The 20,585-nt window shown below is 57.3% G+C and carries 22 protein-coding genes; 12 read left to right on the plus strand and 10 right to left on the minus strand.

Annotation, left to right across the window (positions count from 1 at the left end; genetic code table 11):
* Nucleotides 1-7 precede the first annotated feature (7 nt).
* From RB548_RS24380 to RB548_RS24390, 3 genes are all read right to left on the minus strand, one after another.
* The gene (locus RB548_RS24380; RefSeq protein ID WP_180942031.1) at nt 8-910 is read right to left on the minus strand and encodes an ABC transporter permease; all 903 of its coding nucleotides are present in this window, start codon (nt 908-910) and stop codon (nt 8-10) included.
* Nucleotides 910-1,824 carry an ABC transporter permease gene (locus RB548_RS24385; RefSeq protein WP_180942032.1) on the minus strand — a complete coding sequence of 305 codons (915 nt, stop codon included), beginning with the start codon at nt 1,822-1,824 and terminating at the stop codon, nt 910-912. The genes RB548_RS24380 and RB548_RS24385 overlap by 1 nt, the downstream gene beginning before the upstream one ends.
* Nucleotides 1,825-2,085: 261 nt before the next feature.
* The gene (locus RB548_RS24390) at nt 2,086-2,403 is read right to left on the minus strand and encodes a hypothetical protein (RefSeq protein ID WP_331375531.1); all 318 of its coding nucleotides are present in this window, start codon (nt 2,401-2,403) and stop codon (nt 2,086-2,088) included.
* A gap of 468 nt (nt 2,404-2,871) precedes the next feature.
* Here RB548_RS24390 and RB548_RS24395 point away from each other — a divergent pair, with 468 nt between their 5' ends.
* Both RB548_RS24395 and RB548_RS24400 read left to right on the plus strand, forming a co-directional pair.
* The gene (locus tag RB548_RS24395) at nt 2,872-3,129 is read left to right on the plus strand and encodes an acyl-CoA dehydrogenase family protein (RefSeq protein ID WP_331375767.1); all 258 of its coding nucleotides are present in this window, start codon (nt 2,872-2,874) and stop codon (nt 3,127-3,129) included.
* A 100-nt stretch (nt 3,130-3,229) separates the two neighbouring features.
* Nucleotides 3,230-4,021 carry a 3-deoxy-manno-octulosonate cytidylyltransferase gene (locus tag RB548_RS24400; RefSeq protein WP_209647282.1) on the plus strand — a complete coding sequence of 264 codons (792 nt, stop codon included), beginning with the start codon at nt 3,230-3,232 and terminating at the stop codon, nt 4,019-4,021.
* 180 nt (nt 4,022-4,201) lie between these two features.
* Here the strand turns inward: RB548_RS24400 and RB548_RS24405 are convergent, their stop codons facing one another.
* The 3 genes from RB548_RS24405 to RB548_RS24415 all read right to left on the minus strand — a co-directional run bounded on the left by RB548_RS24405 (nt 4,202) and on the right by RB548_RS24415 (nt 7,350).
* Nucleotides 4,202-5,461, minus strand: a complete 1,260-nt coding sequence (locus RB548_RS24405; protein ID WP_331375532.1) for a sialidase family protein — start codon at nt 5,459-5,461, stop codon at nt 4,202-4,204.
* Between the two features lie 347 nt (nt 5,462-5,808).
* The gene (locus tag RB548_RS24410; protein ID WP_180942037.1) at nt 5,809-6,717 is read right to left on the minus strand and encodes a class I SAM-dependent methyltransferase; all 909 of its coding nucleotides are present in this window, start codon (nt 6,715-6,717) and stop codon (nt 5,809-5,811) included.
* 21 nt (nt 6,718-6,738) lie between these two features.
* Entirely contained in the window at nt 6,739-7,350 is a 612-nt protein-coding gene (locus tag RB548_RS24415) for a CDP-alcohol phosphatidyltransferase family protein (protein ID WP_180942038.1), read from the minus strand.
* Nucleotides 7,351-7,916: 566 nt separating this feature from the next.
* Here RB548_RS24415 and RB548_RS24420 point away from each other — a divergent pair.
* A complete protein-coding gene (locus tag RB548_RS24420; protein WP_331375533.1) occupies nt 7,917-8,198 on the plus strand; it encodes a hypothetical protein in 282 nt (93 codons plus the stop codon).
* Between the two features lie 39 nt (nt 8,199-8,237).
* Here RB548_RS24420 and asnB read toward each other — a convergent pair whose 3' ends face one another.
* From asnB to RB548_RS24435, 3 genes are all read right to left on the minus strand, one after another.
* Entirely contained in the window at nt 8,238-10,160 is a 1,923-nt protein-coding gene (gene asnB / locus RB548_RS24425; protein ID WP_408642460.1) for an asparagine synthase (glutamine-hydrolyzing), read from the minus strand.
* Nucleotides 10,161-10,162: 2 nt separating this feature from the next.
* A complete protein-coding gene (locus tag RB548_RS24430) occupies nt 10,163-11,089 on the minus strand; it encodes a class I SAM-dependent methyltransferase (protein ID WP_180942040.1) in 927 nt (308 codons plus the stop codon).
* Nucleotides 11,090-11,281: 192 nt separating this feature from the next.
* A complete protein-coding gene (locus RB548_RS24435; RefSeq protein ID WP_180942041.1) occupies nt 11,282-11,428 on the minus strand; it encodes a hypothetical protein in 147 nt (48 codons plus the stop codon).
* A gap of 652 nt (nt 11,429-12,080) precedes the next feature.
* Here RB548_RS24435 and RB548_RS24440 point away from each other — a divergent pair.
* Complete coding sequence (locus tag RB548_RS24440) at nt 12,081-12,620, plus strand: peroxiredoxin (protein WP_331375535.1); 540 nt, start codon at nt 12,081-12,083, stop codon at nt 12,618-12,620.
* A gap of 74 nt (nt 12,621-12,694) precedes the next feature.
* Nucleotides 12,695-14,134, plus strand: coding sequence for an RNA polymerase factor sigma-54 (gene rpoN / locus RB548_RS24445; protein ID WP_331375536.1), 1,440 nt, complete (start codon nt 12,695-12,697; stop codon nt 14,132-14,134).
* A 44-nt stretch (nt 14,135-14,178) separates the two neighbouring features.
* On the opposite strand, the gene RB548_RS24450 is transcribed toward rpoN, so the two are convergent.
* Complete coding sequence (locus RB548_RS24450) at nt 14,179-14,874, minus strand: nitrogen fixation protein NifQ (RefSeq protein ID WP_331375537.1); 696 nt, start codon at nt 14,872-14,874, stop codon at nt 14,179-14,181.
* Nucleotides 14,875-15,309: 435 nt separating this feature from the next.
* On the opposite strand from RB548_RS24450, the gene RB548_RS24455 reads away from it, so the two are divergent.
* The 7 genes from RB548_RS24455 to RB548_RS24485 all read left to right on the plus strand — a co-directional run bounded on the left by RB548_RS24455 (nt 15,310) and on the right by RB548_RS24485 (nt 20,575).
* The gene (locus RB548_RS24455; RefSeq protein WP_331375538.1) at nt 15,310-15,855 is read left to right on the plus strand and encodes a hypothetical protein; all 546 of its coding nucleotides are present in this window, start codon (nt 15,310-15,312) and stop codon (nt 15,853-15,855) included.
* Between the two features lie 104 nt (nt 15,856-15,959).
* Nucleotides 15,960-16,244 (plus strand): hypothetical protein, encoded by a 285-nt coding sequence (locus RB548_RS24460; RefSeq protein ID WP_331375540.1) that lies wholly within the window; start codon nt 15,960-15,962, stop codon nt 16,242-16,244.
* Nucleotides 16,245-16,544: 300 nt separating this feature from the next.
* Nucleotides 16,545-16,865 carry an iron-sulfur cluster assembly accessory protein gene (locus RB548_RS24465; RefSeq protein ID WP_331375541.1) on the plus strand — a complete coding sequence of 107 codons (321 nt, stop codon included), beginning with the start codon at nt 16,545-16,547 and terminating at the stop codon, nt 16,863-16,865.
* 69 nt (nt 16,866-16,934) lie between these two features.
* The gene (locus RB548_RS32295; RefSeq protein WP_408642461.1) at nt 16,935-17,717 is read left to right on the plus strand and encodes an iron-sulfur cluster assembly scaffold protein; all 783 of its coding nucleotides are present in this window, start codon (nt 16,935-16,937) and stop codon (nt 17,715-17,717) included.
* A complete protein-coding gene (gene nifS / locus RB548_RS24475) occupies nt 17,714-18,907 on the plus strand; it encodes a cysteine desulfurase NifS (RefSeq protein ID WP_331375543.1) in 1,194 nt (397 codons plus the stop codon). The genes RB548_RS32295 and nifS overlap by 4 nt, the downstream gene beginning before the upstream one ends.
* 242 nt (nt 18,908-19,149) lie before the next feature.
* Entirely contained in the window at nt 19,150-19,533 is a 384-nt protein-coding gene (gene nifW / locus RB548_RS24480; RefSeq protein WP_331375544.1) for a nitrogenase stabilizing/protective protein NifW, read from the plus strand.
* Nucleotides 19,534-19,723: 190 nt separating this feature from the next.
* The gene (locus RB548_RS24485; RefSeq protein WP_331375545.1) at nt 19,724-20,575 is read left to right on the plus strand and encodes an electron transfer flavoprotein subunit beta/FixA family protein; all 852 of its coding nucleotides are present in this window, start codon (nt 19,724-19,726) and stop codon (nt 20,573-20,575) included.
* Nucleotides 20,576-20,585 lie beyond the last annotated feature (10 nt).

The raw sequence follows: 20,585 nt of genomic DNA on the forward strand, positions 1-20,585 counted from the left end.
GCGCGATTTAGCTGCGGCTCCGGGGATCGAACGTGTCGCGCAGCCAATCGCCGATCATCGATGCCGCCAGCGTTATTGCGACGATGACAAGACAGGGAAATACCGCCAGCCAGGGTGTGGTGATCAGGTAGTTCCTTGACTCGCCAAGCAACGAGCCGAGAGAAACATTTGGCGGCTGGATACCGACTCCAAGGAACGTGAGCGACGACTCCAGAACGACAATCTCGGCGAAGCTCAGGCTGGCCAATACGATGACGGGCGACAACGTGTTGGGAAGCACATGACGCATCGCGATATGGTAAGGGGAAGCGCCGGAGGATCGAGCCGCCTCTACGAAACTGCGTCCGCGCAGAGCTTGCACTTGGCCCCGGACAACCCGAGCATATTTATAGTAATCCGCGAACCCGACGATCAGCACCAAGACAAGCGGACTCGGGCCGATGAGGGCGACCGCAGTCAACGCCACCAATGTGACCGGCACCGAAGCCTGCGCATCGACCACAGCCATGAAGCAATGGTCGATCCATCCTCCCATGCTTCCCGAGACTAGCCCACTGAGCGTGCCAGTGATGACGCCTACGAGAACTCCGGCACCGGCGATAAGCAAGGTGGTCTGGGTTGCGAACAGAAGCCGAGAAAAAAGATCTCGGCCGAGATGATCCGTTCCAAGGAGGTATTCGGTCGTACCCCCCGCGAACGCCGGCGGCCGAAGCCGGTGTAAAAGGCTCTGACCGGCGAGATCATGCGGTGCGATCACCGGCGCGGCAGCGGCCAACAACGCTGCCAACATAAGAATGAGGCACGAGGCGATCGCCACTGTCGGCGGCCGACGCCTTCCGGTATTGGTGGCGAAGAGGCCCTCTTCGGTTTGGGAAGCGCTCACTCCCGGCGCGCTGGTCTCGATGCTCATCACGACCTCCCGCGCACCCGCGGATCGAGCAAGCCGTAACCCACGTCAACGAGAAGATTGGTCAAGATTATTGCTGCCGAAAATACGAGAATTCCGAATTGCAGCATCGCGAAATCGCGTTGCATGACCGCATCGATCACGAGGCGTCCTGCTCCAGGCCAGGCAAACACAGATTCCGTCACCACCGCGCCGGCGATCAGTCCGCCAAGTTGCAGGCCCAGAATGGTCAACACCGGGAGGATTGCATTTCTCAGCCCGTGCTTCACCACAACACGGAACGGACTCAAGCCTTTGCTGCACGCATAGCGTATGTAGTCCTGAGACAGGACCTCCAGCATGCTGCTGCGAACGAGCCTTGCAATGTTGGCGCAGGTCGCAAGAGCAAGGGTAATTGCAGGCAGGACCAGATGTTTCCACGTGCCCATGCCGCCGCTCGGCAGTAGTTTCAGGGAGAAGCTGAAGATCAGAATGGCGGCAATGCCGACAACGAAGTTCGGAATGGCTTGCCCCGCGATTGTTGCGGTCGTGAGGGAGCGATCAAAGACCGTGTTGTGATGTAGTGCGGCCCAGAGGCCGGCAGCCATGCCGATGATCATCGACAACACGAAAGCTGGAATGGTCAGGAGGAGCGTATTGGGAATGCGTTCCACGAAGAGTTCGACCACGGACCGGTTCGAAAAGAAGCTCTGCCCGAAATCGCCGCGCAGGAGTGCGGCGCCGTACCGCACATATTGCGTCGCCACATCTTCATCCAGTCCGAGCCTTGCCCTCAGCTCAACGCGTTGTTCCTCGGGCAGGTCAGGCGGAATGAGGAAGGACGTGGGATCTCCAGTCATTCGTGTCGCAAAAAACACGATGGTGAGGATCGCCCAAAGCGTGAACACGCTACGCAAGCCTCGCGAGATGAAAAACATTAACTCTCCTCCACCCAAAGCAAGAAGTCGAAACAGCTCCTACGCATGCGATCTAGATGTCTAGGTATCTCTCGAAGTAAGGCGTGCATGTTACGCTTTGATGACATTCGCGACAAAAGTGTCGGATAATCTCTCAACGTTTGTAATGTTTGCGACGAATTCACACCGAACACAGGCAGCGAGAGCGCAAGGCGGGCGCACAGATGATTTTCCGGACCCAATCGCTTACGTCGAATTGCCGCTGCACCTGATCCGATTGGGTTACGATTTTCCGCGTGCCGGACGGCTCGTTGATCGGTTCGACGAGGTGAGGCGGAATGCTTCCTTTCCTTTCGGGGCAATGCCTTTCATGCTGCGGCGCGGCCCTCGTGGACGAGGTAGCAAAGAGCGATGTTCGCCACCGATCTTCACCTTGGCCCTGATGATGCCGATGGTCCGAATGAAGAGCTTCATCTTGTCCTTTGACGAGCGAAGACGTGTTTGATGGCGGACTTCACACGCTGTCTTTCCAGCAACTCCTCGTTGGATTTCGAGCGATAGGCGCTGTCCGCCCAGCCCGTCGCCGACGGCGACAGCCAAATCCACGATCCCCCATAGGATCGAGCTTCTCCCCCAACCACCGGGCCGGGGGCTTTGCGATGGGGGATCCATCACCAGTCTGGAAGAGCTCATCGAGAAGCTGGAGGTGACGCGCCGCAGAGGCTGGGCACTTTGCGACGAAGAGGCTGAAACTGGCGCCATTGCAATCACCACCCCTATTACACTGGAACCGACCAGACGGTCGGCACCAACCGATTGGTAGCGCCCTTCAACGATTCAACTTATTAGAAAAGACACATCACGATGACGGCGTTCGCGAACTCCTTTGCCCTTGCCGCGGAAACCAACCCACACCCACTCTGGTCGTTCTCGATGATTACCGCACTCCGGGGTCGAACCATCCCGGCGGCAGCGAAGGCCGGGCCGACTTAGTGCGGCGGCGCAGGCGGCGGGCCTCGCCCAGGCCGGAAAGCGCTACCAACGGCGCGCGCGAGCGGAGCCAGCTTGGTGATCCTTGATCAGGCCATGCAGTTCATGCTGGCCGACATGTCCGCAGCCCGATTGCTGATCTGGAATGCCGCCTGGCGTTGCGATGCAGGCTTGCCTTTCACCAAGGAATCATCGCACGCTAAGCCCTTCGCCGGCGACTTGTGCGCGAGGAACGTTTGGAACGCCCGCAAACATTCGGAGCTACTCCAAGGAATACCCATCGAGCGCTTCTACCGCGACGCCAAAATCCACGAGAAGTGGGACGGGACCAGCTAGACTCTACACATGATCATCGCCAGACAGACCAAAAAGGAAATGGAAGCCGGAACCCTCTTCTGAGGGTGTGGCGTATGCGCGAAAACTGGGGGAGAACAACTTGTCACACTCAAAACGCATCATAATTGTTCCAGCGCGTTTCGCCTCGACAAGATTTCCTGGCAAACCGCTTGTTGAGCTGAACGGCAAAACCGCCATTCGACACACCATTGACGTCGCGAGAAAGGTCCGCGGCATCGACGCGATTTACGTCGCAACTGATGACGTTCGGATCGCGAACGACGTAGAAAGCTACGGTTGCGCGGCAATTTTCACCAGTGCTTCGTGCCGCAATGGCACCGAGCGAGTGGCAGAGGCAGCTGGTACTCTCGGGCTTGACGGGGGAGATCTTGTGGTAAACCTTCAGGGCGATGCCCCGCTAACGCCGCCGTCATTCATTGAACACGTCTTGGAGTTCCTCAACGGCCGTCCAGAGGCCGATGCAGTTACGCCAGTGCTAAGATGTGACCGCTCAAACTATCTGCGTATCGCCGCGGATATTCGCAACAACCGCGTCGGTGCGACAACGAGTGTCTTCGACGCACGAGGGAGGGCGCTTTACTTTTCGAAAGCGCTCGTCCCTAGTGGCACTTCTGCAGAGACGCTTGCAGAACTGCCCGTATACCACCACGTCGGACTCTACGGATATCGGGTAAGCTGCCTAAAAGGCTTCGGCGAGTTGCCCATTGGACCGCTCGAGCAAGCCGAGAAACTTGAACAGTTGCGCTTTTTGGAGAACGGGCTCTGCATGTACGTGCTTCAAGAGCACGATGACGGGACCGAGTTTTGGGAACTCAATAACCCAGAAGACGTTTCCCACCTCGAAAGAACTCTCCCAAAGCCCACCGCGTAGCCAAGCTTCGGCTTTGTAAAGTCGACCTATCTTCCGAGCTGATCGCGTTTTTTGTTGGTGCGTGGCCTCCCCACCCGTTGACCATGCGTTTAGATGGAATAACGGTCGAGCCGTATCGGGCCGGAATGATGATAGTGACTGTGTGCTAGGCATGTTTCCCCTTCTCTCATATAGCAAATATCAATAGACGAGTTTGCGGAACTCCTTGACGCGATGGAGCGTGATCAGGTTTGTATATTGAGGATCTCTGCCCTCCTCGTCCCCTGACCGGCACAACACGAGAAGATCATCGCCATCGACGGCCATGCTCGCGTAGTTCCGTGCGTGACGCTCTGTCTGACCCGCTGCGACAAGTCCGGCAAAGCACCAATCGATGCAGTTTCTGGAGAAGTGCAGCTGTAGCCTATGGCGTTCATTGTTAGGCAAGTTGTAGCGCGCCCGCGGCATGTGCGTAAGCCGCACCATTGAGTCGGTTGCTTGTGAGCTCAACAGCCAGTAGAGCTGCGTTCCGTCATCATAATGCAAGAAGAATTTCAGATGACCTCCGGGAAATGGAATAAAGAGAGCCTTTTTCCCAGATGGCGTGGATTGCAATGAGGTGAACAGACGGCCGTCATCCTGCTCAACAACCTTGACCAATGCAGCATAGCCCGTTCCGCCTGTGTTAGTGCGCAAAAAGAGGTGTAATGTGCGTCCAGCCGGATCGTGCCACAGATGCGCGGGATCGTGGAATTGAACAATATTCGGTTCGAGCCAGCCCATCGGTGCACATAGGCGTCCCGATCCGAGTTCGGCCGGAGCTCGTACTAGCGTGCTATAGAACGGGACGCCAAATAGATCGAGATCGCTTGGCGAGACTATCTCGTTGAATGAAAACGACTCCGAAATAGTCCAGCTATTGGGGTCCAGGAGATCCTGGTCAATTCTTGCGCGCAACAGCCTCGGTGCCAGACCGGCTACGTTCCATCCCTTGACGGCAAGATCTCGCCGTTCGTCCAGGGCGAGATAGACGTAAGGATCGGCGTGAAGCACATTACAGGAAGACCCGTGCCATTTCATATTCGCGGTTAGCGCGACCGGCACGCTCCATGTCTCCCCTCTATCGTCAGAAGCGATGATCATGAGGTCGCCAGCATGACCAAGAATATAGAGTCGTCCGGCAGCTATAAACGGCCGAGCGTGCCAGAATGGAAAAGTACAGCGCTCAGCCCAGGAAGAGCCACCATCGTCCGAGACATAGACCTTGCCCATTCCGAAGCGCATACCGCGTGCGCGAGATCCCTTCGGCCCGGGGAGATCTCTGACCCCATCACCGCCGAGATCGAAGGTAGCTATCAGCCTGCGGCTAGCGGTCACGACAATGCCCGGTGTGTAGCAATGGACATTTTGTGGCCGCTCCGAGCGATAAACGAGCTCGAAATCGTCCGCTAAGGCACGCATCAACGAAATCCTCCTGTGATCGACAGTCCGGCCGAGCAAGCTTGCAAATCGTTCCTTGAACGATGATCACCACGAGCTGTCATCACTCACGACATTCTTGCGGGATACGAGGCCCACAAGCCTTTCCTGATCCTGTCGTACTGGCGGAAGAACCGTAAGCCCCATCAAGAGAGAGGCGTGCCTAGAAATTGTGGTGAGCCCGTTTCTGCACATTCAACGGCCGCATGTTGCAACGCAAGTAGCCTCCACTGAGCCTTCATAATATGTCGCGACGCTGGCCGCCATTCGACTTGAAAAACAGAAATCGCTTCCGAAGCGGTCTTCTGAGATAGAGAACGCTCGGGAATCTAGTTCCGGGCTCCAATCATCTGAATGCAGCCATCTCCGAACCAAAATCGCGCGAGCGGATGGTCGTAGTGTAGGTACAGGGGTGCAAGGAAACGTCGAAGGTTCTCGAATCCTTTCGTGTATCGTGACACTCGCCGAATATCGATAAATCCGTTTTCGGCGTACCAATTGCGAATTTGTTGCTCGGTGAAAGCGAATTCGTGATAGGTGGGGGCCTGGAAGCGGTCACGAAGCGTGACGAACAGGTCATCATCAAACAGGCTTCGAAAGAAACCATCCTCTCCTTTAAGGAATGGAGGTTCGTTCTGACTCTTAACAGCCAACAACCAGTCAAGCGCTTCTTTTGCCGTTCGGCCATCCAGATTGTCGATCGCCTGCCGGAACTGAGCGTCGGAAGCATACAGTTCACGAAGATGGTTGATGCAGCGATAGAAGATCCCGTTTCCGGTTCCGATGATGGTGATAAACAAATGCCCACCCGGCCGTGTCACCCTCGCCAGTTCGTCGAACCCTTTGCGCGGATTCGCAGTGTGGGGCAGGACACCCGCGCAGTGCACGAAGTCGAAACTTCCATCTCCGAATGGCAAGTTCAGAACGCTCCCACCGATCAATTCCGATTTCCTGCCGAATTTCGAAAGGCGTCGAGCGGCACAATCCATCCACTCCTCCCCGAGCTCAAGCGAGGTGACCTTGGCGGCACCTTTTTCGAGAAAAGCATAGGATGCATTCGCGTTCGAACCACAGCCGGCGTCCAGGACATTGAGTCCCGCGAAGCCTCCCGGATTGAACCCGAAGTATTCTTCATCGATTAGCGAGACCAATCGGGTGAAGATATGTTCGTTATTCTCCTGCTCTCGTTGATAGCGATCGAAGACTGCACGTGTTTCACTTTCGAAAGCCGTGTCCATAGGTTCTTCTCCCTCGATCCGTCAGGACCCGAATTCGTCCGTCAACAAAGCGATCAAACCGACCGCCGCGAGTGCGAGGTGGGTCAGGCGTAGCGCATTGCCGGTGCCCGGAAATTTGAAGGTTGAAAGATGCAGCACCGTCAGAAGAAACGCCGCCCCAATCAACAACGTGCCAAGGGTCTGGGCCGGCAAGTACCGTTTGGTGGCAAAAAGAAGCGCCAATACGAAGGGGTCGGTGTTCAACGGGAGACCTCTGGTGAATCCGTCAGCGTCGAGGCCGATCGTTTTTAAGTAGCTGAGACGGAAAGCCCCAGACACGACAAGGCAGATCGCGGCTGACAACGCGGCAACCGAGAACGCGTTGAAAGATAAAATCAGAACCGCTGGAAAGACGGCCAAGTTCACCAGATCTGCTAGCCCGTCGAATAAACTCCCAACCTGCGCCGTGAATGCTGATCGATTGGCGGAACTGTTGGCGACCATACCATCAGCGTGATCGGCCAAAAGAGCGCATAACGCGAAACAAATGCCAACTTCGAAGCGTCCGACCAAAGCAAAATAGATGGCTGTCACGGCGAAGGTCAGCCCGAGAGCGGTAATGGCATTCGCAGCATCAAAGAGATAACGGATCATCATCCTACTCCCCAGTAGCGGCCGCGAGAGGCCTGCCGCCATTATTCAGTGGCCGGTCAAGGCGCTAAAGCACTCTCAGCCGCGCGCGGTCTCTTTTACCGTCGATTTCGAATGGTCAGAGATCGTCGCAGCGTGCGGCCGCTACTGGAGGTCGCGTTTGCCGATCAGTGTGCAAGGAACTCCTCGGTGGACGTCACAGTTCACAACGCAAGAGCTATGCCACCTTAAAAGCGGTTTTAGTTCCGTAGGTTAGCTTTTCGCCTCCGATTCTGTCGGTTTGCGACGACGCAATTCTGTCAGGTTTCCGACAATCTCCATTGGGGCTGAGGACCGTCGAGTTCGGGGGTCCGGGTTTCGGGAGACATTGTCGCGATATCGGATGCAGAATTAGGCCCGACCAACTCGCACGAGCGGGTCGGGACTGAAGAGCCGTGCCGCCGGTTACTCCCTGAAATCGTCAAGCAGAGGTCGGAGCCCCCGAGCCGGGTGATGTTAATCCAGACAGACGCTCAGACTTTGGATTTGCCGTCCGAGCGTGCGGATGCCGATTCTCTCGATTCGGTGCGATGACCTTCAACCCTTCAACGATCCGATCGCGGCTTTCGCCAATTGCCGGACGTTTGTCAGGCCCGATGCTCGGGCAGGCACTTTACATGTCCGCCTTCATCGCCATCCGCTTCAACCCACCACTCCAGGATAAATACGATAGCCTGCGCCGCGCCGGCAAACATGCCAAAGTCGCCATCGCTGTCAGTCTGCCGAAGCTCCTGGTCCTGGCCAATGCCTTCATCAGAGATCAGCGCAAAATGGACCCTAAACCGCGCGGGTACCATGTGGCTCGCAAATGAACGCATTCCCGCGAATAGAATTTCTTTGGCGGAACGCACCTACGCGAAGTGCTCCCTAAGGAATATTTCCAGGTTGCACAGCATCCAAACCTGCTTCCCAAAATCATCCGAGATCGGCCGGTTGGCGCCCAGCCATGATCTCAACCGGGACCCGTCAAGATACGAGACAATGGCGGAATTGCTGTCTAGCAGCAAGCGCCGAAAGGGAGCCGAGGCCGTACCGGCTGCCCATTGACCCAACGGTACTGGAAACCCTAGCTTCCTGCGTTTCAAAATAGCTGCCGGAAGAACATGTCCGTACGCTTCACGAAGCGCGACTTTCGACGTATCGGCTCGTTCAGAGAACAGAGAGATAGGCTGGACTGCCGCGGAAAGAAAAGCTGCCGTGCTATTCCACTTCAATCTCGCTCTTGCCGGCATGTTCAGAGCAACGGACGTTAGCGCGTGGTCCACAAACGGTACTCGAGCCTCAAGCCCGACCGCCATTGTCGTGTTGTCTACCATTTCGAGCAGCGCCGGCAGGTGCGATCGGACAAAAAAATGCGAAACTCGGTCGAAAACGGTCCCGCCGCACTCGTTCCACAGTAAACCGAAATGCTCCCTAAGTGCTGCATCACCATCCAAGTCGCCCAACCATTGGGCCGTCGCCAGCTGTTCTTTGAGCGGAAGCGGAAAATAGGAGTATCGCTCGAGGAACAGGTCAAGCGCCGAGACCCCACGTTGCGGCAGCCCCAGCGAACCGCGTATGAAACGCTGGAGACGAGGCGGTAGATGGCGAATGATCTGGCTTCTCTGGTGATCAAATGGGAGCCTGAAAATCTTTCCGTAACCAGCGAAGAGTTCATCGGCTCCCTCGCCAGTCAGAACGACCTTGTGATCCTCGGCGACCGATCGCGCCAGGTGATACATGGCGACTTCGTTGTGCATTCCCATCGGATGCGAACGCAGCATCACAATTTTTTTGACGAGATCGACCGAGGGATCGGGAGGAATAGCGACAATTCGATGCGGCAAACGGAATGTCTCGGCAACCAGCGAGGCGTATGGAGCCTCATCGTAGTCCCTGCCGCGCACCGATCCCGTGAAGCAGACCACGCCAGGGGAAGCCTGCTTCGCGACCTCATAGGCTAGAATGCTCGAATCCAGCCCGCCCGATAGAAGCATCGCAACTGGGGCGTCGGCCACTAGCTGCCGCTCAACTGCCGAGCTAATAAGTGACGTCAGCTCACGTGAGTCAACTGGCGCAGGGTTGCGGTCCCATGTCCACCATCGTCGCACGGTCACGCGGCCACCACTGATGACGGCTAGGCATCCAGGTTCGAGCTTCTTTATGCCGCTGAATAGCGTCTTCTGTCCGAGGGCTGCTCGGCACGAAAGAAAGCTCGACACGCCAATAGGATCCGGGCGCCTCGGACAACTCGGCCATTGCAACAGCGCGGATGGCTGAGAGGCAAAGGCGACGCCGTCTGAAAGATCCGCAAAATAAAGTGGCTTAATGCCGACGCGATCACGAACGAGAATCGTCATCCGGTTCCTCGGGTCATACAAACCAAAGGCGAACATCCCGTCTAAACGATTCAGACCATTGAGCTCCCACTCGATGTAGGCCCTAACCAAAACCTCCGTGTCGGATTTGGTCCGAAACCGATGACCCAGCTGACATAGTTGCTTGCGCAGTTCCCGATAATTAAAGATCTCGCCGTTGTAGGTAACCGTCACACCAGTTGCCTCGTCGCTGAACGGTTGATCGGATTGAGGTCCGAGATCGATGATCGAAAGACGAGCGTGCGCAAATGCGAAGCCACGACCTATTTGCACGTTGAGCGCATCCGGACCGCGATGTGAGAGCCTGCGAATACACCCCAAGACCGAGCGCTGATCGTAGTTCTCTTGTCCGGTTGCGCCGACGATTCCAAAAATTCCACAAATGGTAGTCTCCCGCGGCTTTGTACGTTGAAGAATGCTTAGCGTGGGGACGGGGCTCCGACGCTCCGTCGCGCGATCATTTGCACATAACCGTCACCAAACCAGAATCTCGCGACAGGATGCTCATACTGGAGATACATCGGGGCAAAAAACCGCCGCAGGTTCTCGAAGCCCTTTGTGTAGCGCGAAATCCGGCGAGGTTCGACGAACCCCTCGGTCAGGAACCACTCCTGGACTTGTGTCTCCGTGAAGTCAAAGCTGTGGTAAGTTGGCGCCTGTAGCCGATCCTTTATTGTTAAAAGCAGGTCTTTATCGAAGAGGCTTCGAATGAAACTTTCTTCACCTGGGATGAGTTCCGCCTCTGTGGCGTTCTTGACGCTGAAAAGCCAATCCAACCCTGCTTCGACCGACTCGATGGACATGTCATCAATAATGCTGCGAAACTCTTGATTCTGTGCGTAAACTTCCCGCAGCCGGTTTATGCATTGATACAGCGCACCGCTACCGGTCGCCATAATAGTCAGGAATAAGCACCCGCCGGGCTTGGTGACGCGAGCCAGTTCGGCGAACCCGCGTCGCGGGTCTTCGGTATGGTGGAGAACGCCCGCACAGTGTACCAGGTCAAAAGTTCCTGTCTCGAAGGGCAAGTCCAGCACGCTACCGCCGACTAGTCTGGATCGATCTCCAAACTTTACCAATCTAGCTGTCGCGCATGGAAGCCATTCCTCCCCAAGCTCAAGCGACGTGACTCGTTTTGCTCCGTGCGACAGAAACGCATACGAGGCGTTCGCGTTCGAACCACAGCCGGCGTCGAGGATTGACATATCCCGAAACGCGCCTGCTGGAAGCCCAAAGTATTCTTCGGTGATCAATGTCGTTAGTCGGTGGAAGATGTGCTCGTCACAATCCTGCAGCCGGTGATGTGCATCAAAGACCTTGCGAGTGGCGGCTTCGAAAGCATTCATGGTCGTTACCTCCTGTTTAGTACTGGTTGCATTTTGAGCGCATCTATTTGTTCTCATTCAAAGCTGTCGCGGTATCAGACGAGGGAGAACGCTTGAATGAAAGTGACGCGCCGAGCCAGTAGGATACAACCAGACATCATTAGCGCCGTTCGCTTCACCCAAACATGAGAACGTCGATTGGAAGGCTCCAGATCAGGCTAAGATGCTGGCTAGAACATCTTCACCGATGGGTGCTTGCTCGCGCGCGCGCTCCAAGCGGAATGCGGTGAAGCGTTCTTCGCTGTGCCATCGCGCACCGCTCTGCGAACCATTCGCAGATTTGCCCTTGCCGTCCGCCATGACTAACTCATTGAAGCAAGTTGCATGCCGTATTTGCGCGCCGCTTGCGCTGCACTACCTGTCCGTAGCGTCGGCGCGGACCTGGCGCCCTTGGTCGGGTTTCCGACATTCTTGTCCAGCTTTAGGCACAAAAAGGTTTGCCGATAGAGCACACACAGGGAGGTCTCAAGCATCAAAACACCGCGAATCGAGCGGGATTCGGTTCTCACCGCGAATGGACCGATAGGCGGCTTGCTGAACCGCTGGGTAGTGGCACCGATCCTAATCGAGATATGCTCAAGTGTAGCCACACAAGCGCGCAACGTCAGTGCCGCGAGAAGAGTGTCTCCGCAGATCGCCGTAACTGCACACGCCCGAACACCGCGCGGACAAAGACTTCCCCCAGGTGCAGTGCTTGGCGGCGGTACGCTCGTTGGTGCAGCAGCTCGGCTTCCGACGGAGGCTTTTCTCGATGACGAGCCGTTGACCAGTCTCCCGGGAACTCCGTGAAGTCGTAGGTCAACGCGAGGCTGCTCCGGACAAGAGCAGTGTGCTTGCTGCTTTCAATAAAATGGCATGGCACTTGCAGGACATGCATGTCGGTCGAGGGTCTGCACGCATCAGGCGCAATGGAGAGCCATGCGTCCGTTTTTCTACTAGAGGAGCAATATTGATGACTGTGAAAAAGAAGGTTCCCTTCGTCACCTTTCGCACGCGTGTTCGCGATGATTCTATCGCAGGGCCAAACCCATACCGGTGGGAAGACAAGACATCCGACGACTATTTCAAGGGCAAGCGCGTTATCCTGTTCTCGCTGCCAGGCGCCTTCACCCCGACCTGCTCCACTTATCAACTGCCCGATTTCGAGGATCTTTACACCGAGTTCCAGAAGGAGCGCATTGATGAAATCTACTGTCTCTCCGTCAACGATGCATTCGTGATGAACGCCTGGAGCAGGGCCCAGGGGCTCAAAAAGGTCAAGCTCATTCCCGACGGCTCGGGAGAATTCACGCGCAAGATGGGCATGCTGGTCGACAAGGACAATCTCGGATTCGGAATGCGCTCCTGGCGCTACGCTGCCGTCATCAATGACGGCGTGGTCGAGCAGTGGTTCGAGGAGGACGGTTTCTCCGACAACTGCGAAGCCGATCCCTATGGCATTTCTTCTCCGCAGAACATTCTTGAAAGGCTAAAGGCCCCGGCCGCCGCATGACCTAAAAGAGCCGCCGTCTCGCAGCTACCATTACGCACCGCGCAGTGCGTCGCTCGACAGGAGTTTCGCTCTACATGGAGTCCGTTGTAAGCCTTCTTCAACGCCAGCAGCAATCGCTGGTTATGACGCCGCAACTCATCGCGTCGATACGCTTGTTGCAACTGGCGCATGCCGAACTGCATCAGTTCGTCGAGCAGGAAATAGAGAAGAACCCGTTCCTCGAGTTGGCGTCAGACGACAGTGCGGCGTCTGTCGATCTATCGCCGGTCTCGGAGCGAGACCAGAACATCGGCGCGCGCGAAAACGATGGTGATGGGGCAATGAGGGCGGAGACCTCGGAACTGCTCAGGCAATGGAAGTCAATCCGCGACACAGCCAATGTTGCCGCGGGGGATAGGCCTGCCCTCGAAGAGTTCGCCGCCTCGACGGAAACATTGCACGACCATGTCGCTCGCCAGGTGGCCCTTACTGCATTCACCCCGCAGGAGCGGCTGGTCGCCAGCCAGCTTACTGATCATCTGGAAGACACTGGGTATATTCATGCGGACCTTTTGGAGCTGGCCCGGAGGCTGAATGTCGGAGAGGCTGATGTAGAGCGGGTTCTCGGAACCTTGCAACTCTTTGATCCACCGGGAATATTCGCACGAACTCTCAGCGAATGCCTCGAGATACAACTGCGCCAGCGAGACCGTTTCGATCCCGCGATGGCAGCGTTGGTTGCCAATCTTGAGATGCTGGCGCAACGCGATTTTCAGGCACTGAAGCGGCAATGTGGTGTCGATGAGGACGACATTCTCGACATGCTGCATGAAATCCGTACCCTCGATCCCAAGCCTGGAAACCGATACCAATCAGGAGGTCCGGACTATATCATACCCGACGTATGGGTCCTGCCCTCGCCTGGAGGTGGATGGCAAATCGAGCTTAATCCGGACATGCTGCCCAAAGTGTTGATCAACCAGACCTATTTTGCCGAAGTCTCTCGGCTGACGGCACACAATTCAGAAGATCAGGCCTTCCTCAACGAATGCTTCCAAAACGCAAGCTGGCTAGTTCGCAGCCTCGATCAGCGCGCCAAGACGATCCTTAAGGTAGCGAGTGAAATCGTCCGCCAGCAGGATGTATTTCTGGAACATGGCATTGCCCATCTTCGGCCTCTCAACCTTAAGACCGTCGCTGACGCGATCGACATGCACGAGTCGACTGTAAGTCGGGTGACATCGAACAAGTACATGCTCACTCCGCGCGGCGTCTTCGAACTAAAGTATTTTTTCACAGTCGCAATCGCATCCTCCCAAGGCGGCGAGGCACACTCCGCCGAAGCTGTCCGCCATAGCATCAAGGCAATGATCACCGCAGAAACGCTCGATCATGTATTTTCAGACGAGGAGATCGCGGCCCGCCTCAGGAAAACCGGTATCGACATCGCGCGCCGCACCGTCACAAAATATCGCGAGGCGATGAACATCCCCACCTCCGTGCAACGCCGCCGGGAAAAGCGGCTGGGCCTTTAATGGCGATCAAGCCCTGCGGCCTCCGACCGCCGGCGAAAACGGCTCTAGTCCAAATCGGTCCCGCTCTTGATCGGTTGAAGGCGACTCTCGCCCTCCTCCGGGCCAAAGCAACTCTTGAACTCGTGGCATTCCCGACAACTGGGCGCCGCACAAAGCGAAAAACCCTCAGCCTCGCAGAGCTTGTAGTAGAGATACTTCTTCCATTTCATGTTTCCGGTGTTGCCGGCCGCCAGGCTCGGGAAGTGCGTGGCAAGCAAGCGGCTGAGCTCGGATCGGTCGAAGAGGCCGAGTTCCTGCCAGAGATGGTCATTGCGCAAGGCACGCCGGGCGATGATCTTGGCGAAGCGGGCACTCGCGGGATCGCCCGGCCGGGCATGCGTTAGCAGCAGTCCGCGCAGAAGGTCTTCCTCCATACCAATCTCGGGATCGCTCACGTCTCCCAATGAGAATGAGTGGATGAAACTGCAGGGGAAATTACGGGTCAGGATATCCTGTAACTCGGCGCGTGAAAGGCCGGTTGCCTCCGTCGCCGTCGCCTCGCCGGCATCGATCTCCTCGAGCGCACGCGAAAGGACACAGGCAAGTACATAATCGTCGAAATCCATCTCCACATCCATCCGCGGCCATCGGCTGGGGCCGGGCGATTGTGAGTGTCGTGCCCGGCGGGGCAGATAGGACATTCGTACTCCACGAGTGTTGCCCGGGCCCCATAAAATGCGGATCTGCCGCGGATCTGACATGGTGCTTGTCCTTCCATTCCCATCGACCGATGTCATATCGGTCGGCAGCTCCCGCCGCCTTGTCACAGGGGACCTTCAAATCTCGTGCCAGCTGCGTAGCAAAGCTCTCGGAACTGATTTTCCGAGATGTATTCAACAACTTAAATGAGCATGCAGCAGAAAATGGATCGAATACGATGTCTCGGAATCGACAAAAGTCGACAGCACCGCGTCCTCTTGCACCGAATAGGAACGTCTAGAAGAGGACTGTCGGCATCCGAACACGGACGGGGAGTCCCGAGCGCGCTTTCGATCGCAGAAACCTGGGCGCTGCTTGGTATGATCCTTGCAACTGACACTCGAGGCAGACGCAAGCGCTGTGGCTTTAGTCGAGCTGATCGCCGCGACAATCAAACATCTAGAAGGCTGGAATAGCCCATATGAGGAGCACAGCGGATGACGTGCATTGTCGGTTTAATCGACAACGGGTCAGTTCACATTGGCGGCGACAGCGCTGGTGTGGCCGGCCATTCCCTTACCATCCGAGCCGATCGGAAGATCTTCCGCAAGCAGGACTTCATCTTCGGTTTTACGACCTCGTTCAGGATGGGCCAGTTGTTGGCGCATTCCTTCGAGCTGCCAAAAAGGCATGCCGATACTGATGTCTACGCTTTCATGGTAACCGACTTTGTGAACGGGCTCCGCCAATGCCTGCGAGATGGTGGCTACGCACAGCGGCACTACGAAGCCGAGCGTGGTGGCATCTTCCTCGTCGGCTATGCCGGACGGCTCTTCAAAATCGGTTGGGACTATCAGGTTGGCGAGGCCGTCGATGGCTTTGATGCCTGTGGATGCGGACAAGAAATAGCACTCGGCGCGCTTTTTGCCCGCTCCCACTCTCCGCCTCGCGAAAGGTTAGCGATAGCTCTCAATGCGGCTGAGCGTTTTTCTACCGGCGTACGCGGCCCGTTTCACTTCGAGACGCTGGACCCGGCCGAGTGAAGAGATCGATGCGCAAGGCCGAACCTTACGGCACACAAGGTCCACGTTAATTGTCAAACACCGGCCGCACCTGACGGCCCCTTCGCGTATGTCCGCAAAGCGACATGGCCGGGAGTGACCCGCACCCGCAGACCGAGGCGTTCTTCGGCCCGATGTCACAAGATGAAGAACTTTTCGGTGGCGCGAAAGGAGATGTCCAGAGCAGACTCTTCCCCTTCGATTCCGCCGTTCCGCCGGGGCTGGGAGAGCAGCAGGCCGGAAACAAAAACTATATCGAGCATGCAAGCGAGCGCGGCGCACGCACAGCAGCATTTCAGGCGATCATCATGTTACGGCGGGTGGATCGACAAAGTTGTTCGCACGTAAGCCTGTCGCAAGCGCTCGCGTGACAACACGCATTTGTTACGAGGCCGGTCAGCAATCTTCAGCGTCCGATCGATGATGACCTGACAGCGCCGCGGAACGCCAAGGAGAGCGACGACCAGCATCTTTAGGCAAACCACACGACGGTACGGGTTTCAAAGCGAATTGGCCGACTTCCGCACCCCGCATTGTCCCATGTTCGACGATGTCGGACACGGGACACAAGAGCGTTAGAGCATGATGTTGTTTATACATGTTTTTCTCCTTGGCACGGTGGTTGCTGGGTTACCCCGCTAAACCCCTTCGGAATGAGGAGAAACCATCGCATGATCACGCTCACCGAGAATGCCGTCGCCGGCATGAAAGCTGCGCTCTCCCGAGCCACCGAACCGGTGGAAGGTTTTCGCATCATGGTCCAGGCAGGCGGCTGCGCGGGCTTCAAATACGTGATGGGAATGGAAAGCCTGGCGCGTGAGGGGGACGTGGTCATCGAAACCTGTGGGGTTACGGTGTTCGTGGACGTAGATTCGCAACCCCAAATTGCCGGTATGACCGTTGACTTCGTCACCGGTGTCGAATCCTCCGGCTTTGTCTTCGACAATCCAAACGCGAGAGAGAAGTGTTCCTGCGGCAAGTCCTTTGGCTGATCACCTGACACAGTGAGCGGAACCATGTGGGACTATTGGGAAATGGTCGAGGAATACTTTTTAAACGCGATGAATGCCGGCGTCCTTAAGGCCACTACAATCGGCGCCATCTCCTGCGGCAAAACGCTTGAACTGATGACCGGAGTCGATCCTGTTGCCGAAGCGGTCACTGCCGCGAAATCCCAGTCTTTGCGCTGCAGCTCCGCGATCCCCTCTTCGTCAGTGATTGCCGAACTCATCATTGGACCGACTGCCGACGAAGCGCATCGCCTCATCCACCGGGTGAAAGCGGGGCTCATCGACGGCCAGCCGCCGGACAGGACGCACCGTTCGGCTGTGAATTCTACTAGGAGCGCCGATTTCCGCGGCAGGGGACGCTTCTGGGATCACGAGTCAGGCGCCCTCGTCTGCAAACGCTTTGGTGTCGACGAAGGCGTAATCAGAAGGACATCCGTATCAACTGACTCACTGCCAGCGAGCAGGCTATTTGCGACACGAAGCCTGCTGGCAGTTGGGGCGCGTGCTCCAAAGCAGTGGGGCAAATGCTCGTCGGCCATGCAGCAATGTTCACGGAAGGCGCCACGACGTGAGAGGAGGCCCGTACGCAAAACAAAGGCCGCCGTCGATACGGCAAGTTCGACTTGTCGGAACGCTGTCAAGGGCACGCGTTCACCTGAGGGCTGCGGGGGCTGCAACCTTGTCGACGTCGGCCATGATCAAGCTCCCTCGCCCCGCCGCGCGCCTCGATCCCGTGTCTGCAGGCCTCGGTCATCATCGACGGCACGCGCAACCAGAGCGGCCGAGCACATGAATGTTCACGTCACTCCCCGCCCGCCGAGAATGCAACCATGAGATCTATCTATCTCGACAACAACGCAACGACACGGGTCGATCCTGAAGTGGTTGAAGCCATGCTGCCATTCTTCACGGATCAATTCGGAAATCCTTCTTCGACGCACGCTTTCGGCTCCTCCGTCGGCGTGGCGGTGAGAAAGGCGCGCCAGCAGTTGCAAGCGCTGATCGGAGCGGAGTTCGATTATGAGATCGCGTTCACCTCGGGCGGGACGGAAAGCGACACTACGGCGATCCTTTCGGCGCTCGAGGTGACGCCTGAGCGCACAGAGATCGTGACTTCCGCAGTCGAGCATCCGGCCGTGCTGACACTTTGCGCGCACCTTGAGATGACCCGCGGCGTCAAGGTGCACCGCATTCCGGTGGATCAACACGGTCGTCTCGACCTCGATGCCTACAAGGCCGCCCTCACCGCGCATGTAGCAATCGTTTCGCTCATGTGGGCGAATAATGAGACCGGTACAATCTTTCCCGTGGTTCAGCTCGCCGCCCAGGCCAAGCTGGTCGGTGCCCTTTTTCATACAGACGCGGTCCAGGCGGTCGGGAAGATTCCAATAGATCTTAAATCGACTGCAATCGACATGCTTTCGCTCTCCAGCCATAAGCTGCACGGTCCAAAAGGAATCGGCGCGCTCTACGTAAAACGCGGCGTACGCTTCCGCTCGCTGATCAAGGGGGGGCATCAGGAGCGCGGCAGGCGCGCGGGTACAGAGAATACGCCCGGCATAGTCGGACTCGGCAAAGCGGCCGAACTTGCCTCAAAATTCATGGATGACGAGAACACACGGGTAAAAGCTCTCCGAGACCGTCTGGAGAAGGGCGTTCTCCAGCGTGTTCCAGACACCTTCGTCACCGGCGATCCGCTGGAGCGGTTGCCGAACACCGCGAACATCGCGTTCGAACATGCCGAAGGCGGTGGCATGCTGCGTCTACTCAATCGCCATGGCATCGCCTGCTCCTCCGGCTCGGCCTGCAGCTCCGGCTCGCTGGAATCGAGCCATGTCCTGCGCGCGATGAATCTTCCTCAAACGGCGGCACAAGGGACAGTGCGGTTCTCCTTCTCACGCGACAATGGCGAGGAGGATGTCGACCGGGTGCTCGAAGTCATGCCCGGAATCGTGGAGGAACTGCGTGACACTCCCCGTCCTAAAGCACGTGCCGAAGACCACAATCCGGATAAGGCAAAGTAAGATGCGGCCGCCGCTCATGAAGCCTTCACTCTTTCAACCCTGCGACGGCGAGCACGCGTCTGATGTCGCCTTCGCTACGGCAGAGAAGTTGGGGCGCTTGCCGCTTCTTTCGCTGCTGCCGGCATCCCGGCTGCCGACGCAATCGCTCGCCAGCCAACCGCATCACCTCCCTCGAAGCGCTCACTTTACGGCTGGAGCCTCAGATGCGGGAACACTTGAGACCACCGGTTGGGAGAATGCGTATGACCAGGTGTTTTGATGAGAGCCATCATATTGATGTCAAGGATATCCTCGCGCGGCTAAGGAGCCTGTCGGCTGCAGAGGAGTTCTTCGCAGCGCTTGGCGTCTCCTATGACCCGAAAGTGCTCAACGTCTCACGTCTCCATATCATGAAGCGTATGGGCCAATATCTCGGCGAAGAAGATTTCGCCGGTCTGCCCGACCAGGTGATCGCGGCTCGGGCCCGCGCCATGCTGGAACGGGCCTACGAGGATTTTGCGACTTCCTCCCCGCTCGCGCACCGGGTCTTCAAGGTGCTCAAGGACCACGACCCGGACAATCCCGCTCCACCGGGCCGCACCTTCGTGCCGTTCGACTCCGTTCTGAAGCCGATCGAGAAGAAATGAGTCCGTCGCGGTTGCGACGCGTCGATGTCGCGAACCCGACAACTTCGGCTAAGACGCCGCAACCTCTGAACTGGAAAGGCCCCTCTTTTCAAAACGATAGGGGGAGCGCGGAGCGTTTGGCACAAATAATGCTTGCAAGGAAATGAAGTGCCAAGCCCGCCATCCAAACAGGAGGGAGCAAGAACCCGCCATGCACATCGTAATCTGTATCAAGCAGGTGCCGGACTCCGCACAGATACGAGTCCATCCGGTGACGAACACAATCATGCGTCAGGGTGTGCCAACCATTATCAACCCCTACGACCTGTTCGCCCTGGAGGAGGCACTCAAATTGCGCGACGCCCATGGCGGCGAGGTCACCGTGCTCACCATGGGGCCGCCCATGGCAGAGGACGCTTTGCGCAAGGCGCTCACTTACGGCGCCGACCGCGCGGTACTTTTGACCGACCGATATTTCGCCGGCTCCGACACTCTGGCGACCTCATTCGCTCTTTCTCAAGCTATCGCGAAGATCGGCGAGACCTTCGGTACGCCTGATATCGTCTTCACCGGCAAGCAGACGATCGACGGCGACACCGCCCAAGTCGGGCCCGGCATCGCCAAGCGCCTCGACCTCCTGCAGCTCACCTACGTCGCGAAGATCGCCTCCATTGATCTAAACACGCGGGAGATCACAGTAGAGCGCCGCTCGGAAGGCGGCACGCAAACGCTGATGAGCAAGCTCCCTTGCCTCATCACAATGCTGGAAGGCACCAATGAGATCCGCCGCGGCTCGCTAGACGACGCGCTACGTGCCGCGCGCAGCCGGATCGTGAAGTGGAGCGCGGCCGACGCCGGTATTGAGGACCTCACCAAATGCGGCCTGCGCGGTTCTCCAACCGTCGTCAAGCGCGTCTTTGCCCCTGCTGCGCGGGCCGAAAAGGCGGAGCAAATCGAAACCACCGAAAAGACGCCGCGCGATCTTGCCGATGAGTTGATCGCCGGGATCTTCTCGCGCCAGCCGGCGCTGGAAGACGAACTCGCCTTCGATGGCGACGCGTGAAGGCAAGGAG

Source organism: Sinorhizobium chiapasense (assembly GCF_036488675.1).
Lineage (GTDB): Bacteria > Pseudomonadota > Alphaproteobacteria > Rhizobiales > Rhizobiaceae > Sinorhizobium > Sinorhizobium chiapasense.

Coding starts and splice junctions, on each gene's coding strand:
- RB548_RS24420 (WP_331375533.1), top strand. CDS start 7,917: ATGACCTTCAACCCTTCAACGATCCGATCGCGGCTTTCGCCAATTGCC.
- RB548_RS24450 (WP_331375537.1), bottom strand. CDS start 14,874: ATGTCAGATCCGCGGCAGATCCGCATTTTATGGGGCCCGGGCAACACT.
- RB548_RS24415 (WP_180942038.1), bottom strand. CDS start 7,350: ATGATCCGTTATCTCTTTGATGCTGCGAATGCCATTACCGCTCTCGGG.
- RB548_RS32295 (WP_408642461.1), top strand. CDS start 16,935: ATGAATGCCGGCGTCCTTAAGGCCACTACAATCGGCGCCATCTCCTGC.
- nifW (WP_331375544.1), top strand. CDS start 19,150: ATGACCAGGTGTTTTGATGAGAGCCATCATATTGATGTCAAGGATATC.
- RB548_RS24405 (WP_331375532.1), bottom strand. CDS start 5,461: ATGCGTGCCTTAGCGGACGATTTCGAGCTCGTTTATCGCTCGGAGCGG.
- rpoN (WP_331375536.1), top strand. CDS start 12,695: ATGGAGTCCGTTGTAAGCCTTCTTCAACGCCAGCAGCAATCGCTGGTT.
- RB548_RS24440 (WP_331375535.1), top strand. CDS start 12,081: ATGACTGTGAAAAAGAAGGTTCCCTTCGTCACCTTTCGCACGCGTGTT.
- RB548_RS24410 (WP_180942037.1), bottom strand. CDS start 6,717: ATGGACACGGCTTTCGAAAGTGAAACACGTGCAGTCTTCGATCGCTAT.
- RB548_RS24460 (WP_331375540.1), top strand. CDS start 15,960: ATGGCCGGGAGTGACCCGCACCCGCAGACCGAGGCGTTCTTCGGCCCG.
- RB548_RS24465 (WP_331375541.1), top strand. CDS start 16,545: ATGATCACGCTCACCGAGAATGCCGTCGCCGGCATGAAAGCTGCGCTC.
- RB548_RS24385 (WP_180942032.1), bottom strand. CDS start 1,824: ATGTTTTTCATCTCGCGAGGCTTGCGTAGCGTGTTCACGCTTTGGGCG.
- RB548_RS24430 (WP_180942040.1), bottom strand. CDS start 11,089: ATGAATGCTTTCGAAGCCGCCACTCGCAAGGTCTTTGATGCACATCAC.
- RB548_RS24435 (WP_180942041.1), bottom strand. CDS start 11,428: ATGGCGGACGGCAAGGGCAAATCTGCGAATGGTTCGCAGAGCGGTGCG.
- nifS (WP_331375543.1), top strand. CDS start 17,714: ATGAGATCTATCTATCTCGACAACAACGCAACGACACGGGTCGATCCT.
- RB548_RS24455 (WP_331375538.1), top strand. CDS start 15,310: ATGACGTGCATTGTCGGTTTAATCGACAACGGGTCAGTTCACATTGGC.
- RB548_RS24380 (WP_180942031.1), bottom strand. CDS start 910: ATGAGCATCGAGACCAGCGCGCCGGGAGTGAGCGCTTCCCAAACCGAA.
- RB548_RS24485 (WP_331375545.1), top strand. CDS start 19,724: ATGCACATCGTAATCTGTATCAAGCAGGTGCCGGACTCCGCACAGATA.